Annotated in this window: 5 protein-coding genes and 2 pseudogenes (1 of these 7 cut by a window edge); 4 read left to right on the top strand and 3 right to left on the bottom strand. The window is 74.4% G+C overall.

The features are described 5' to 3' along the window. The first annotated feature begins 1,138 nt into the window (after window positions 1-1,138). Both OCT49_RS18460 and OCT49_RS18465 read left to right on the top strand, forming a co-directional pair. Window positions 1,139-3,250, top strand: a complete 2,112-nt coding sequence (locus OCT49_RS18460; protein ID WP_283852966.1) for an asparagine synthase-related protein — start codon at window positions 1,139-1,141, stop codon at window positions 3,248-3,250. Between the two features lie 100 nt (window positions 3,251-3,350). Further along, window positions 3,351-7,061 (top strand): annotated as a pseudogene (locus OCT49_RS18465) (AfsR/SARP family transcriptional regulator). Here OCT49_RS18465 and OCT49_RS18470 read toward each other — a convergent pair. Both OCT49_RS18470 and OCT49_RS18475 read right to left on the bottom strand, forming a co-directional pair. Further along, window positions 7,048-9,035: pseudogene (locus tag OCT49_RS18470) on the bottom strand (sigma-70 family RNA polymerase sigma factor). The pseudogenes OCT49_RS18465 and OCT49_RS18470 sit on opposite strands and share 14 nt — an antisense overlap. 1,100 nt (window positions 9,036-10,135) lie before the next feature. Continuing rightward, window positions 10,136-11,056 (bottom strand): TetR/AcrR family transcriptional regulator, encoded by a 921-nt coding sequence (locus OCT49_RS18475; RefSeq protein WP_283852967.1) that lies wholly within the window; start codon window positions 11,054-11,056, stop codon window positions 10,136-10,138. 339 nt (window positions 11,057-11,395) lie between these two features. Here OCT49_RS18475 and OCT49_RS18480 point away from each other — a divergent pair, with 339 nt between their 5' ends. Both OCT49_RS18480 and OCT49_RS18485 read left to right on the top strand, forming a co-directional pair. Next, complete coding sequence (locus OCT49_RS18480) at window positions 11,396-12,874, top strand: NAD(P)/FAD-dependent oxidoreductase (protein WP_283852968.1); 1,479 nt, start codon at window positions 11,396-11,398, stop codon at window positions 12,872-12,874. 186 nt (window positions 12,875-13,060) lie between these two features. Then, on the top strand, window positions 13,061-14,911 hold the full coding sequence (locus OCT49_RS18485) for an ATP-binding SpoIIE family protein phosphatase (RefSeq protein WP_283852969.1): 1,851 nt from the start codon (window positions 13,061-13,063) through the stop codon (window positions 14,909-14,911). A gap of 133 nt (window positions 14,912-15,044) precedes the next feature. On the opposite strand, the gene OCT49_RS18490 is transcribed toward OCT49_RS18485, so the two are convergent. After that, window positions 15,045-15,662, bottom strand: partial view of an MFS transporter gene (locus OCT49_RS18490; RefSeq protein WP_283855843.1) — the final stretch only. 690 nt of this gene lie beyond the right edge of the window; only the last 618 of its 1,308 coding nucleotides appear in the window; the start codon falls outside the window, past its right edge; it ends in the stop codon at window positions 15,045-15,047.

A 15,662-nucleotide genomic window follows, 5' to 3' on the forward strand; every position in this document is an offset into this window, starting at 1 on the left:
AAAGGGGCGGGGAGGGGGCTCGGGAAGAGGTCCGGACCGGGGCGCGGGCGCAGGTCCGGGCACGGGTCCGGGGGAGGGGGCCAGGGTGCTCCGGCGGGGTTCGCGGGCCTGTTCGACGGCCGGTGCGGGGGGCCTTCCGGAAGCACTTTTCACAGGTGGGGGCGGGGCCGTTCGACGAGCTCCGCACGTGCTCCTGGTGTGTGGCCGTGCGCCCGGCCGTGCGCTCTCGTCGGGCCGTTTCGGGAGCGCTTGCATGGGTGCTGCGTGGGTCGGCCCGCTGCAACAGGACTCAGTGGGCTGGGGGACACTGCCGCCTCATTCCCCGCAGGCGGCGGACCGGTCCGGGGGGCGAGCACCGCCTCCCGGACCGTGCGTGGGCCGGTGCGCCGGCCGGGTGCGGGGGTGGAAAGCGGAACGGGTTTCCGGGCCGCTCCGAGAGCGGCCCGGGGGCCGTTCCGGGGAGTCGTTCCGGGGAGGGGTGAAGGGGGCGGGCGGGTCGGACGGCGACCCGCCGGAGGCGTCGGAGGAATCCGGGGGAATCGAGAAGATCCGGGGAATGAAGTGGGGCGAAAAGGGGCTCCTGATGTGACGAGCCCCCGGCCGCCGGGTTTCAACACGCCCTGAGATTGGCTGAATATTATCGTTCAAGCAGGGTTGGGCTGACCGTTTCGTGGACATTTCGTCGACCGTCCGGTGATCGTCCGTCACCTCTCCACGGCCGGTTCGGGAGGGTGGGGCCCGTCCGGGAGTGCCGTCGGCGCCGCGAGGGGGCGGCTGGGTGATTCGGGCAACTCGCCCTGTCCGTACGGGAATCGGGGGGTGTGCGGCACGCGGCCCGCGTCCGGACGTACTGTCGGGACCCCGGCCGGAACGAGAGCGTCCGGGTCGGCTCCGGCCCCGTCCCGGGGTGACTGCGACCTTCCGTTCCGGGGTGGCTCCGACCTCCGCCCCGGGGCACTGCGACCTCCGTGCCGGTCCGGCGTTTGCCAGGGGCGCATGCGCATCCGACGTGCGCCCTCCAGAGCCCCTCCTGTGCGCCGTTGTCGTGGCAGCATGTTCGCAACGGTGCCGCATGCCATCGGACTTCTCCCGTTGCTTCCCAGCTGCGCCGTTTTGTCCACAGCCTGTGGAGGCGGCGATGCGTTGGTTGGTGGGGTGGAGCAGTATCGCCGCACGCTTCGGCACGGCGGGCGCCGTCGGGTCCGACGACGAGGGACGCACGGTGCACCCCGTGGGCTCGCAGCTCCTGTGGGGCGACCCCGATCCGCTGTGGGCCGTCGGCGACTGGCGCCCCGACGAGATCCGCATCAGCACGGTCGAGGCCGCCGACGGCACCCCGACCGCGCGCATGGCCGTCCTCGGCTGCTGCAGCGCCACCGACGAACAGCTGCGCGCCGGCCTCCTCGCCGCCCGCGGCGGGGCCCTGCGCCACCTCACCTCCTGGCCCGGCAGCTACACCACGGTCGTCCGGATCGGCCGCCGGATCACCGTCATCGGGGACCTCGCCGGGGCCCGCCCCGTCTTCCACACCCCCTGGGCGGGCGGTACGGCGTACGCCACCGCCGCCCTCCCGCTCGCCGACCTCATCGAGGCCCAGCTCGACATCGGCCACCTGGCCGCCCTGCTGGCCTGCCCCGAGACCCCGGAGGCCCTGCGCGACGGCACCCCGTACGCCGGGGTGAAGCGCATCCCGCCCGGCCACGCGCTCATCCTCCGCGAGGGCTCGCGCGAGGTCACCGGGTACGAGGCGGTGGCCTCCCTCGCCGTCGCCGCCCCCCAGGTCGACCCGGTCAGCGCCGTCGAGGGGGTGCGCGACGCCCTGGTCGAAGCCGTGCGCGCCAGGCTCCTCGCCCCCCGCCACGCCCCCGAGACCCTGCCGCCCGACCCCGGCCCGGTCCCCGGCATGGGCCCCGCCGACCGGCGCGCCGCCCGGGGCGCCCCGGTGCCCGGCATCGGCGCCGACCTCTCCGGAGGCAGCGCCTCCGCCACCCTCGCCCTGCTCGCCGCGGGCCTGCCCGGACTGCCCGGCACCCTCCTCGGCCACGGCACGGGCGCGGGGGAGCGGCTGCTCGCCGTCACCCTCAACGACCTGACCGCGCACGGCCACGAGGACGAACTCGAACGCGCCCGGGTCATCGCCGCCGACCCCCGCCTGCACCACGTCGTCGTCGCGGCCGGTGAGGAGGCCCTGCCCTACGCCGACCTGGGCGGCGGCCCCCTCACCGACGAACCCGCCCCCTCCCTCGTCGTCGCCGAGCGCCACCGCCGCCGCCTCGCCGCGGGCAGTGCCGACCACTTCGTCGGCGGCGGCGCCCGGCAGGTCCTCGACGCCCACCCGGCCCGCCTCGCCGACCTGCTGATGGACCGCCGCCGACGCCATCTGCTGCGCCCGGTGGCCGCGCTCGCCAAGGCGGAGGGCCCGAGCGCGCAGTCCCTGTTCGTCCCGCTGACCGTCTACCGCGCGGCCCGCCGGCTGTCCCGCACCTCGTACCGCAGCGGCCTGGAGGAGGCGGCCGACCGGCTGCCGGACGCCAACCGGAACGCCCCCGACCTCGACACCCCCGCCGACGCCTCGCTCGCCGCCCTCGCCTGGTCACGGCCGGGCCCCGCCGCGCGCTGGCTCACCGGGGAGGCGCTCGCCGAGGTCTCGGTCCGGCTCCAGGAGGCGGCGATCCGCCCCGTCTCCGTCCAACGCCCCGGCGAGGCACGGGCCAGGGCGGCCCTGGCCCGGTACGCCGCCGACCACCGCATCCTCGAGCAGGCCGCGGAGAACCGCAGCCAACGCCTGCACGCCCCGTTCCTCGACAACCAGGTCGTACGCGCCGCCCGCGCGCTCCCCGAATCGCTCCGGGTCCAGCCGGGCGCCCGCGCCGCGGTCCTGCGCCGGGTCCTCGCGGGCGCGGGCATCCACGAACTGCCGCCGGGCTGGGGCACCCCCTCGCTCGCCACCTCGAACGCGACCGCCCGCACCGGCCTGCGCGCCGCACTGCCCGAGCTGATCGCCCTCTTCGACGCCCCGCTGCTCGCCGACGCGGGCCTGGTCGAGGCCCGCGTCGTACGGAAGGCCCTGCGTGCGGCCGCCGACGGCGAACCGCTCCCGCTGGAGGGCCTCGCCCACCTGGCGTCCACCGAGCTCTGGCTCCGCCGCCTGGTCTCGCGCCGCGGCACCTGCTGGACGGGTACGGCGGCACCCCGCCAGCGCGCGGTCGCGGGCGGGGTCGTCCCGGCCAGGCGGACCCTGCAGCGCTAGACAACCCGGCACCGGGCGGCCGGCGAGGCCGGTGGTCGGGGTGACGGCCCATGGCCGGTGGTCGGCGGCCGGTGACCGGGCCACGGGACACAATGGCCGGGTGCGGTACCTGATCCTGGGCGTCACCGAGGCGCGAGACGAGAACGGCGGCGTCCTGCCCGTGGGCGGCCCGCGCCTGCGCGCGCTCCTTGCGGCCCTCGCCCTGCGTGCGGGGCGCCCCGTTCCCGTCGCCGACCTGGTCGACGACGTCTGGGCCGACGAGCCGCCGCACGACGCGCCCGCCGCGCTCCAGGCGCTCGTGGGCCGACTGCGCCGCGCGCTGGGCCGGGACGCGGTCGCGAGCACCCAGGGCGGTTACCGCTTGGAGGCCGGGCCCGGCGAGGTCGATCTGCACGTGTTCGAGCGGCTGGCCCGGCAGGGGGCCGGGGAACTCGACGCGGGCGACCCCGTGACGGCCGCCCGCACGCTGCGCGCCGCGCTCGCCCTGTGGCGCGGCCCGGCCCTGGCCGATCTGCCGGGCCGGGACCACGGGCACGGCCGGCGCCCGGAGGCCCACCGCCTGACCGCGCTGGAACGCCGCATCGAGGCGGACCTGAGAAGCGCCGCGGAAGGCACAGCCACGGGCACGGGCACGGGTACGGGTGTGGGCGCAGGTACGGACGCGGGGCCCGGTACCGGTACCGGCTCCGGGCCGCACACCCTCGTACCGGAACTCGAGGAACTGACCGCGGCCCATCCGTACGACGAGCGCTTCCGCTCCCAGCTGATCCGCGCCCTGCGGGCCGAAGAGCGCCGGGCCGACGCGCTGGCCGCCTACGAGGACGCCCGCCGCACCCTCGCCGACGGTCTCGGGACCGACCCCGGCCCTGAACTGACCGCACTCCACCGCGAGTTGCTCGCCCCGCCCCGTACCCCGTCCGCGACGACAGGCCCGTCTGCGACCACGGGGCCGTCCGCAACAACAGGCCCGTTCGCGACCACAGGCCCGTTCGCGACCACAGGCCCGTCCGCGACGACAGGCCCGTTCGCAACGACAGGACCAGCCACGACAACGGGACCATCCGCGACCACAGGCCTGTCCGCGACCACAAACCCGCCCGAAGCACCGGGCCCGTCCGCCGTCCAGGGCAACCTCCGTCCCCGGCTCAACTCGTTCGTCGGCCGGGAGCCCGAACTGCGGTCCATCGAGGCCGACCTGTCCCGTTCCCGCCTGGTCACCCTCACCGGCCCCGGCGGTTCCGGGAAGACCAGGCTCGCCGAGGAGGCCGCCACCCGCGGGGGCCGGACCGCGCCGCCCTTCACGGAGGCGTGGATGGCCGAACTCGCCTCGGTGGAGGACCCCGCCGACGTACCCGGAGCGGTGCTCTCCGCTCTCGGGCTGCGCGAGACCACCCTCTTGCGCGACAACCGCGACGCCCACTCTCCCCGTACCGACCCGACCGACCTCCTCGTCGAGCACCTGGCGCGCTGCTCCCGCGTCCGCCCGTTCCTGCTTGTCCTGGACAACTGCGAACACGTCGTCGGCGCGGCCGCCGCCCTCGCCGAGACCCTGCTCACCCACTGCCCGGGGCTGCGCGTCCTCGCCACCAGCCGGGAACCCCTCGGCGTCCCCGGCGAATCCGTGCGCCCGGTCGGCCCGCTCCCGGCCGACCCCGCCCACCGGCTGTTCGCCGAACGCGCCCGTGCCGTACGTCCCGACTTCGACCCCGCGCAGGAGGCGGCGCACGATCCGGACGCCGTCGCCGAGATCTGCCGCCGGCTCGACGGCCAGCCGCTCGCCATCGAACTCGCCGCGGCCCGGCTGCGGATGCTCAGCCCCCGGTAGATCGCGGACCGGCTCGACGACCGGTTCCGCCTGCTGACCGGCGGGAGCCGCACCGTACTGCCGCGGCAGCAGACCCTGCGGGCCGTCGTCGACTGGTCCTGGGACCTCCTCGACGAGGCCGAGCGCACCGCCCTGGGCCAGGTCTCCGTCTTCGTGGGCGGCTGGGAGCTGGCGGCCGCGGAGGCCGTCGTCACGACCGGCCGGGACCGGCCCCCGGTCGCCGACCTGATCGGCGCCCTCGTCGACAAGTCACTCGTCGTCGCCACCCCGACCGGCTCCGGCGACATGCGCTACCGCCTCCTGGAAACCATCCACGAGTACGCCGCCGAACGCGCCGCCGAGGTCCCGGACGTGCGCGCCGCCGCCGAGGACGCGCACACCGCGTACTTCCTCGCCCTGGTCGAGGAGGCCGACCCCCGGCTGCGCTCCGGCGACCAACTGCTCTGGATCGAACGGCTGGAGACCGACCTCGACAACATCCGGGCCGCCCTCCACCGCACCGTCGTCACCCGCGCCCTCGAACCGGAGGCCATCCGCCTGGTTCTCGGCATGGGGTGGTTCTGGTGGCTGCGCGACTTCCGCGCCGAGGGCCTCGCCTGGGCCGAGCGGACCATGGCACTGGGCCCGGAACCGGCCGGTGACCACGACCCCCGCCACTGGCCGCGCATGCATCTGGAGATGCTGCTGTACTTCCTCACCATCGAGAGCCGCCCGGCCGACCACATCCACGGCGACGAGCGGTACCAGGCCCTGATGCGCCGGGTGGCCGACGCCTTCATGACCCCGGGACCGCAGTCCGCCCGTTTCCCGGGACTGCTCTGGCCGATGACCCTGTTCGGGAACCGCCCCACGGAGGAGGCGTACGCCAGGATCGAGCAGGTGGTCGCCAACACCCGTGCCCACGGCGGCGACTGGGAGTACTGCGTCGCGCTGATGTTCCGCACCCACATGATCGTCGACATGCCCGGCGGCATGCCCGGGATCGACGACGACCTCGCGGAGCTGCGCGAGCTGAGCCGCCGCGTCGGCGACCGCTGGATCCGCGCGCAGGTCGCGAGCGCCACCGCGGAGGCGGGCGCGATGCGCGGACGGTACGCGCAGGCGCGCGAGGCGTACGAGGAGGCACTGCTGCTCGCCCGTGAGGTGGGGGCGCACGCCGAGGCGCCGTTCATCCTCGCGCGCCTCGCGGAGATCGCCCACCGCACCGGTGACACGGCGGCCTTCGAACGGCACCTGGCCGAGTCGGAGCGCGAGGCGGGCCGTTACCAGGTGCACGACGCCCACGCCTACAACTGCTTCCTGCGCGCCACCGCGGCCCTGGACCGGGGCGACCTCGCGGAGGCGCGACGCCTGGTCACCGAGGTGGAGGGGGAGGACGGGCACGGCATCCCGCCGTCGCACTTCACCGCGATCGTGCAGGGCCTGGCCGCCCGGGTCACGGCGCGCGAGCCGGGGCCGAACCGGGGCCCGGCCGCCGCGGCCCGGGGCCTGACGGCCGCCCTGCGCGGGGCGAGGGACGCGCGGTGCGCCGAACTCATCACCGGTCAGCTGGCGGAGGGCGCGGCGGCCGTGCTGCCGGAACTGGGCCTGTCCGGGGCAGCCGTACGGATTCTGGCGGCAGCCGACAACTGGCGCCCCGACGTCCCCAGGTCGAGGGCCGAACAGGCCGGGGTGGACGGGGCCACCCGGCGGGCGCGCGAGGAACTCGGGCCCCGGCGGTACGAGTCGGAGCGCGCCGCGGGCCGCGCCCTGACCGTGGACGACGTCATCGACCTGCTGACCCGCATCACCGCGGACCTTCCTGCGCCGGACCTTCCCGGGACGGACCTCCCTGGGGCGGACCTTTCCGCGCCGGGCCTTCCCGGGCCGGATCTTTCCGCCACGGCGGCCGCCACGACACCCGCCCGGGCCCCGGGTGCCCCGGGGGCCGTTCCCGGCGCCCCGGGGGCCGTTCCCGGCGCCCCGGACCGGCTCACTGGCAGCTGATGCTCGAATCCGCCCAGGCGGCGAGCGTCGAACCGCCCCCGGTTCGGGCCCGTTCGACGACGAGCCGGATGCTCTTCTGACCGGTGATGCCGACCCGGACGGGCACGGCCGGATCGCCGCCGCTCATCACCGGGGACTGCCACAGCCGCGTCCCGTCCCCGTTGAAGACGGAGAAGCGCACCGATCCGAGACCCATCATCATGTCGTCGACCCCGACCATCGCCTCGTAATGCGTGCACTGCTTGTTCAGCTGGATGGTGACCGAGGACTTGCTGTGCACGGTCACCCCGTGCGCGTACGTGGTGCCACCGATCGACACGCCGGACCGCTGCCAGACCCAACTGCTCTCGCCCATCACCACCTCCGGCTCGGTGTGGTCGCCCAGGACCGAGTAGTTCAACTCGCTGACCCGGTACACCTTCGGGGCCGACGGTGACGGCGTCGGAGTCGGGGTGGGATCCGGCTCCGGATCCGGCTCCGGGGCGGGCGGCTTCGGCGCCGGAGGAGTGGGCTTCGGCTTCGGTTTCGGGGGCGGGGTCGGAAGGGGCGTCCGAGTGGGGGTGGCCGTGGGTGTGGGCGTCGCCTTCGGCGTCGGCGGGGCGGGGGCGCCGGAGGCACGGCTTTCGGGGACGGGGTCGGCTTCGGCGGCGGGGTCGGTGCCGGGGGCGCCACGACCGCGGGCTTCGGCTGGTGCCGGGCCTCGGGCTTCGGCTGGTCGTCGCCGGCCATGGCCCAGACCAGTCCGGCCGTGGCGGTCACGACGACCGCCGCCACGATGCCGGCCTTCGCCGGCGCGCCGAGCCCCTCCGAGGCGGCGGCACCACCGGCCGCACCCCCGGTGGAACCTCCCCCGGTCGCCGCCGCGGCGGCACCCGCACCGGCGGCACCCACCGCGCCCCCGGCGACGATTCCGGCAGCCTTGAGCACGTACCCGGTGGCGAACCACCCGATGACCGCGACCGGCAGCAGCGCGGGAATCCCGGCGTTGACATGGGCGAGTTCGCCCGCGGCGAGCCGGCACTTCACGCACTCGTCCAGATGCCCCCGCAGCCCGCGCTCGGCCCGCATGCGCAGTCCGCCCCGGGCGTACGCGCCGAGCCGGTCGGCGTAGCGCGCGCAGTCGCCGCCCGCGGTGAGCGCCTGGCTCACGTGCGCCTGGAGGTAGGCCTGCTTGAGACCCTCGCGGGCCCGGCTGGCCAGCACCGCCGTGGCGTTGGCGGTCAGCCCGAAGAGCGGAGCGACCTCGCTGGGCGACTCCTCCTCGACGGTGGTGTGCCACAGCACGGCCTGCCAGCGCTCCGGAAGACTGCGGAACGCCTGCATCGCCATCGACTGCTCGGCCTCGTGCATCGCCCGTACGTCGGCGCCGAGGTCGAGCGTCTCCGCGTCCGACACCTGGGAGGACTGGGCGGCCTGCGCGGCGAACACCGCGAAGTCGTCGACCAGGTGCTCCCGCTTCGCGGTCCTGGTCCAGGCCGCCCCGACATGCCGGACGGCCGTCATGAGGTAGGCCCGCACGGCCTCCTCGGGCCCCTTGCCCCGCCGTACCGCCTGCAGCGTGCGGGCGAAGACCTCGGCCGTCAGGTCGTCGGCCGTGTGGGCGTCCCGGCAGCAGCTTCGCGCGTAGCGCCGCACCGCGTCCGAGTGCCGCCGGAACAGTTCCTCGTACGCGAGGTCGTCGCCGTCCCGCATCCGCCGGATCAGCTCGACGTCGGACGGGGCCCCACCGGAGAGATCGGCGCTGCCGCCCTCCCGCTGCATCGGCACCGACGCCTCGGCCACCGCCTCACCGCCGGACTCGACCGGCGCCGGCCACGGGCTCGGCAGCACGGTGCCGCCCTCGGTGGCACTGCCCGACCGTCCCGGTCCGCCCTGACTCGGTACCTGCCGGGAGGACCGCCCACCGGCTTCCGCGCCACCGCCTATGGCGGAGACGTCGTCGAACGACTCTTCCTGCTGCCCGTCACCGCTCATCGCGGTAGCCCCCGTATGCGCTGTCGGACCCGAACATCGGGCAAGCGTGCCACATGGCGCAATCACGCCGAACCCTCAGTCCCCGCAACCACTCCTCCGGGGAGTTTTCGAATACGGGCACCGGCGGTCATTCGTTCGGTGAACGCTCGCCGGTCGCTTTCCCGTGCGAGCGTGCCGTGAGCGGCGTGCAACCGTTCCCCCGCCGGGGCGGCCCGTCGATGTGAAGGTTCCCGAGGCGCTCGAACGGCATCCGGTCGGCGACGGAAGAGCTCTCACCGGCCTCCCGCGAGCCGGAACGTGCTGGAACGCGTCGGAACGAGCCGGAACGGGGCGGTGGCGCGGCCCCGTCACGGCATGGGTGGGACGTCTCCGCAGCACGGGCGGCCGCATTCCATGCAGAATGAAGGGCGCGGGCGCCGGGAAATGGGTGAAATGCGCTCGAAAGGGTGGCTCATTGATAGAGCAGGTGACGGCGGGCCGTTGACCAAGACCCCATCAAATCGGGCCACATCAACCATTCGCCCTGAACGCCGTGCGCCCACCGCGTTCGTCATGCTCGCCGCGTTCTCCCATCCCACGCACCGCGCCCTCACCCCTCACCCGAAACGCCCCCTCAAAGCGGGCGCCGAATGAGCAGGTGCCGGGTGAGGCAGTGCCGAACGAGCAGGCACTGGGCGAGGGAAGCGCGGGGCGAGCATGCACTGGGCGAGGGAAGCTCGAGGCAAGCGCGAGGCGAGGCAGGCGCCGGACGAGGCGAGTGCCGGACGAACGGGCGCCGACCGCGACACGCGCCGCCCTGAACGCGGCCGTGCACATCGGACTTCTCCGCCCCCGGCTTCTCGCCCCTCCCGGTTTCTTCGGGCCCCTGCACGCAGGGACGGCGCGGCCGGGGACGGGCCCCGGCCGCACGGACGGCTCCCGGCCCCGGGCATCGTGCCCGGCGACGCATCGCCGGGCACGCACCCGTCAGTACTCCGGACTCCAGAACCTCGGCGCGTCGAGACCCCGAGAACCCGGTGTCCCGACACGGCCCGGCGCACCGGAACCCCGGTCATCCACGCCCGCCGTTCCGCCGTTCCGTCCGGGCGGTCGTGCTCCGCTCAGGCGGCCGGCCGGGAACGCAGCCCCTCCAGCAGGATGTCCAGCAGCCGGCTCGAAGCCGCTGCCTGCTGGGCCGCGTCGGGCAGCGAAGGCGCTGCCGTCGCTATGACCAGCAGGACATCCGCGACCGTCACGTCCCGGCGCAGCTCACCGGCGGCCCGGGCCCGGTCCACCAGGCGGCCGACGACCTCCAGCAGTTCCCCGGCCCCCGAGTCGTCGGCCTCGAACCCGGCCTCCGGGACGGACCGCCCCTCGGCGGGACGGGCCTCGGACGGATCGTCGCCCTTACGCTGCTGAGGAACCCGGGCCTCGGACGGGCCGTCGACCGAACCCGCTACGGCCGTCGACTCCCCGGCCTGCGCCGCGCCGGCCGACGTCGCGCCCTCGAGGTCGGAGTCGACATCGACCCCGACCCGCAGCACCTGGGGCGGCAGCAGCCGCCCCGCGCCCGAGGCCACGGACGTCCGCAGGAAGCGCGACAGCGCCGACCACGGCTCGTCCTCCTGGCCGAGCGCACTGCGCGCCTGGTCCGTCAGCCGGGAGGTCTCCTCCTCCGCTATCCGCCGGACCAGCACGTCCTTGCTCGGGAAGCGGCGGTACACCGTGCCGACCCCGACCCTGGCGCGACGCGCCACATCCTCCATCGGAGCCCCGTAGCCCAGCTCGCCGAACACCTCGCGGGCGGCTCGCAGGACATGCTCCAGGTTGCGCTGCGCGTCCACCCGGAGCGGAGTCGAGCGGCCATGCGCCGCGGCCGTTCCGTTCACCCCGGCTGTTCCGTTCACCCCGGCCGTGGCGGTCGTACCGGCCGGGGCGGCTGTCGCCACCGCAACCGCTCCCACCGCGCCGTTTCGCCCGTTCCCTTCGGACGAATGGGGCGTAACCGCAGCATTCTGCCAATGAGAATCCTGAATCTGCATAACTGTTCCCCCGGTTATGACGTCTCCCCCCGGAGACTTCCCGCCGTCTGAGCCGGAGAGTGGATCATGGTCTCGATCCGACACCCCGGCGACATACGAACATAGTTGAGCCCGGGTCAATTCAGAAGGGGGTAGTTCCGCATGGGTGCCCCCCGATCGGAGCAAGGACCGGTCGGGCACTGATCCACCCCCGGTCCGGCACCCCCACCACAACCCCTGACCTGCGCAGCTTCCCCACCTCCCTGGTGTCCGGCCGCGGCCACCCGCCGAGAACCTCCGGTCACACAATTTGTCGAGGCTGTGGACAAACCCATGAGCACGTTGCGTCATGGGGTGGTGATGGCTTCAGAATCCGGGGAAACACCCCCAGGACCCCCGCCGGGTGCGCGCATCCTCGTCATCGGCGGCGGCTACGTCGGGATGTACACGGCGCTGCGTCTCCAGCGGAAGCTGAAGCAGCGGATCAGAAGCGGGGCGGCCGAGATCGTGGTCGTCACCCCCGAGCCCTACATGACGTACCAGCCGTTCCTGCCCGAGGCGGCGGCGGGCTCGATCTCGCCGCGTCACGTCGTCGTGCCGCTCCGCCGCGTCCTGGCGGACTGCCGCATCGTGATCGGCGAGGCGCAGCGCGTCGACCACGCCAAGCGCACCGCGACCGTCACCACCCTCGCCACGGCGGAGGACGGCACCGGCGCCCTGGAGATCCCGTACGACGAACTCGTCCTGGCGCCCGGCTCCGTCTCGCGCACCCTCCCGGTCCCCGGCCTGGCCGCCCACGGCATCGGCTTCAAGACCATCGAGGAGGCCATCGGGCTGCGCAACCACGTCATCGAGCAGATGGACATCGCCTCCTCCACCCGCGACCCGGCCGTCCGCGACGCCGCCCTCACCTTCGTCGTCGTCGGCGGCGGCTACGCCGGCGTCGAGGCCCTCGCCGAGCTGGAGGACATGGCCCGCTACGCCTCGCGGTACTACCACAACATCAAGGCGGAGGACCTGAAGTGGATCCTCGTCGAGGCGTCCGGCCGCATCCTCCCCGAGGTCGGCGACGAGATGGGCGTCTACGCGATCCGCGAGCTGCGCGGCCGCAACATCGACGTACGCCTCGACACCCGGCTGGAGACCTGCGAGGACCGGATCGCCGTGCTGAGCGACGGCTCCCGCTTCCCGACCCGCACCCTCGTGTGGACGGCGGGCGTCCGACCCGCACCGGTCCTCGCCGCCACCGACCTGCCCCTCGACGGGCGCGGCAGGCTCAGGTGCACGGCGGAACTCGCCGTCGAGGGCGTCGAGCACGCCTGGGCCGCGGGGGACGCCGCGGCCGTCCCCGACCTGACCGCCGCGGAACCGGGCCGGGAGACCGCCCCCAACGCCCAGCACGCGGTGCGCCAGGCCAAGGTCCTCGCCGAGAACCTCCTCGCGTCACTGGCCGGTGAACCCCTCAAGGAATACCGGCACGCCCACGTGGGCTCCGTCGCCTCGCTCGGCCTCCACAAGGGCGTCGCCCACGTCTACGGCCGCAAGCTCAAGGGCTACCCGGCCTGGCTGATGCACCGCACGTACCACCTCAGCCGCGTCCCGACGTTCAACCGGAAGGCGCGCGTCCTCGCCGAGTGGACGCTCGCCGGGCTCTTCAAGCGCGAGATCGTCTCCCTCGGCTCGCTGGAGCACCCGCGTGCGGAGTTCGAGCTCGCCGCCGGTGGCAGACGCCCCCGGCCGAACGGCCCGCCGAGCGGGGACGGCCCACCGGGACGCGGCGACCCGCCGGGGCCCGACGATCCCCGGGGCCCCGACGACCTGCGGAGGAACGGCGGCTGACGGCCCGTCGAACCGATCGGCCACTCGCCCGGGACGGACCGTGCCGACAACTGTCAGTACGGTCCGTCACACTGGACGTGTGACCATAGGTGGGCCCACATCTGCACAGAGTGACCCGGCCGGCAGTGACCGACAGTGAGCAGCCCGCGCGAGCGGACCAGACCGATACACGAGGCCAGAAATTCCGTGAACTTCACGCGCTGGAGCGCCCGCCTACCCGGAACGCAGCGCCGTGCCGCCGCACGGGACGAGCGCAGTTCCGTGCCCTCGGCCCGCGCCGAGTACGCACAGCCCGAGACCGGGCCGCGCCCGCCGGACGGCGACCCGCGCAGCGACACGCACGACGGCCCGGACCCCGATCCGCACGACGGACCGAACTCCGACCCGAACTCCGCCCCGCACGGCGACCCGGGCGGTGAGTCCCCCGCGGGCGGCCCCGCCCTGGAGGACCTCTCCGCCCGGGACATCCTCGGTCAGCTGCCCGCCCTGGTGGCCCTGCTCCACGGCCCCGACCACCGCATCGCATACGTCAACGACGCCTACACCGCCGCCTTCGGCCCCCGCCTGATCGGCGCCACCGCGGCCGAGGCCATGCCCGAGCTCGACGAGCTCAGCCTGCTGCCGCTGATGGACCAGGTCCTGCGCAGCGGCACCCCCCGCACGGTCAAGTCCCGCAAGGTCCGCAACGGCAACTCGTACACCGTGACCTGCACCCCGGTGCACAGGGACGGGGAGCCCGGCACCGACGGCACGGACCACAAGCAGAGCAAGCCCCCCAAGAACGTCAGGAACAACAAGAACGCCAGGAACGGCAGGAACAACAAGGGCGGCAGGAACAAGGGCGGCGAAGCCGGAGTGCTCGTGTACGCCGCCGACGTCACCGACCACGCCGAAGCGGCCGAACGGCTCCGCGCGAGCGAGCGCCGGCACCGCGAGACGGCCGTCACCCTCCAACGCTCCCTGCTCCCGCAGGAGCTGGAACAGCCCGACGACCTCCGCATCGCCGCCACCTACCAGCCCGGCGGCACGGACGCCGCGGTCGGCGGCGACTGGTACGACGTCATCACCCTCGGCGCCGGCCGCACCGCCCTGGTCATCGGGGACGTGATGGGCCGCGGCGTGCGCGCCGCCGCCGTCATGGGCCAGCTCCGCACGGCCGTGCGCGCCTACGCCCGCCTCGACCTCCCGCCGCACGAGGTGCTCCAGCTCCTCGACGGCCTCGCCGCCGAGATCGACGCCAGCCAGATCGCCACCTGCGTCTACGCGGTCCACGACCCGAACGAGGGCCACCTCGTCTACGCCTCCGCCGGCCACCTCCCGATCCTGGTCTGCCACGAGGACGGCACGGTCCACCGCGCCGAGGACCCGACGGGGCCGCCGCTCGGCACCGGCGGCTGGATCCACACCTCGGGCACGATCGCGCTGCCGCCCGGTTCCACCGCGGTCCTCTACACGGACGGCCTGGTGGAACGGCGCAGCGAGGACATCGACGAGGGCGTCGCCGCGCTGGGACGCGCGCTGTCCGGAGCCAAGGGTTCCCCGCAGGTGGTCTGCGACCGGCTGATCCGCTCCCTCGGCGTGACCGCGGAGCACGACGACGACGTGGCCGTACTGGTGGTCCAGCACCCCGCCCGCGCGGGGGCGGACGCGGAGCTGTTCCACAACGCCTCGCTCGACCTCCTCGGCGGCATCGAGGCCGCCCCGCGCGCCCGCGCCTTCGCGACCGGGGTCCTGACGTCCTGGCGCTTCCCGGTCGAGCTCTGCGACCTGGGCGTCCTGGCCGCCGGCGAGCTCGTCGCGAACTCCCTCAAGCACGGCACCCCGCCGATGCGCCTGGGCCTGCGCCGCACCGACCGCCGCCTGATCATCGAGGTCACCGACGGGGACGACCACCTGCCGCGCCGCCGCCGAGCCGACCCGGCGGACGAGGCGGGCCGCGGCATCTCCATCGTCGCCACGATCGCCACGTCCTGGGGCAGCCGTCGCACACCGGGCGGCGGCAAATCGGTCTGGTGCGAATTCGCCCTGCCGCAGTGACCACCACCGCCCCGCTGCCGCTGCCACTCGTGGCTCCGGCGGCGGGGCGCAGGAAGGCGAACAGGGGCCCTGCCGGAAGCAGGACCCCTGTTCGCCTTCGATTTCGTTCTTCCCCGTCTCCGTCCCCGCCGTCTCAGCTGGCGGCGGCGCCTGTGGAGGCCGCGGGCACCGGCTCGGCGTCCGGCAGCGACACGGCCACCACCCGGGACGGCGTCGTCGCGATCGACGGCTGGTCCTGCACGGGGGTGAGCCGCCGGCCGAGCCGCAGCGCCAGCACCGTGATGCCCAGCGAGAACAGTACGAACGTCACGATGTACGGACCGTGCAGCGTCGCCCCCATCGGACCGCCCACGGCCGGGCCGACCGCCAGCGCGAGCTGCTTGCACAGGGCGAACGCGGAGTTGTACTGCCCGACCATCGACTCCGGTGCCAGGTCGGCGACCAGCGGCGCCACGGTCGGCGACAGCATCGACTCGCCGAGTCCGAACAGCGCGTACGTGGAGATCATCGCGGCCGTCGCCATCGTCTGGCTGCCGTGCCCGAGACCCGCGTACCCCGCCACGATCCAGGCGAACGCCCAGATCAGACCGACCGAGGCGATGACCCGGCTGCGCCTGCGGCGCTCCACGAGCCGCAGCACGACGAACTGCGCCACGACGATGACGGCGGTGTTGGCGGCCAGGGCGATGCCGAGCGTCGAGGGCTGGATGCCGGCGGCCTCGGTGCCGTACGCCGCGAGCCCGGACTCGAA

The organism is Streptomyces sp. ML-6, assembly GCF_030116705.1.
GTDB lineage: Bacteria > Actinomycetota > Actinomycetes > Streptomycetales > Streptomycetaceae > Streptomyces.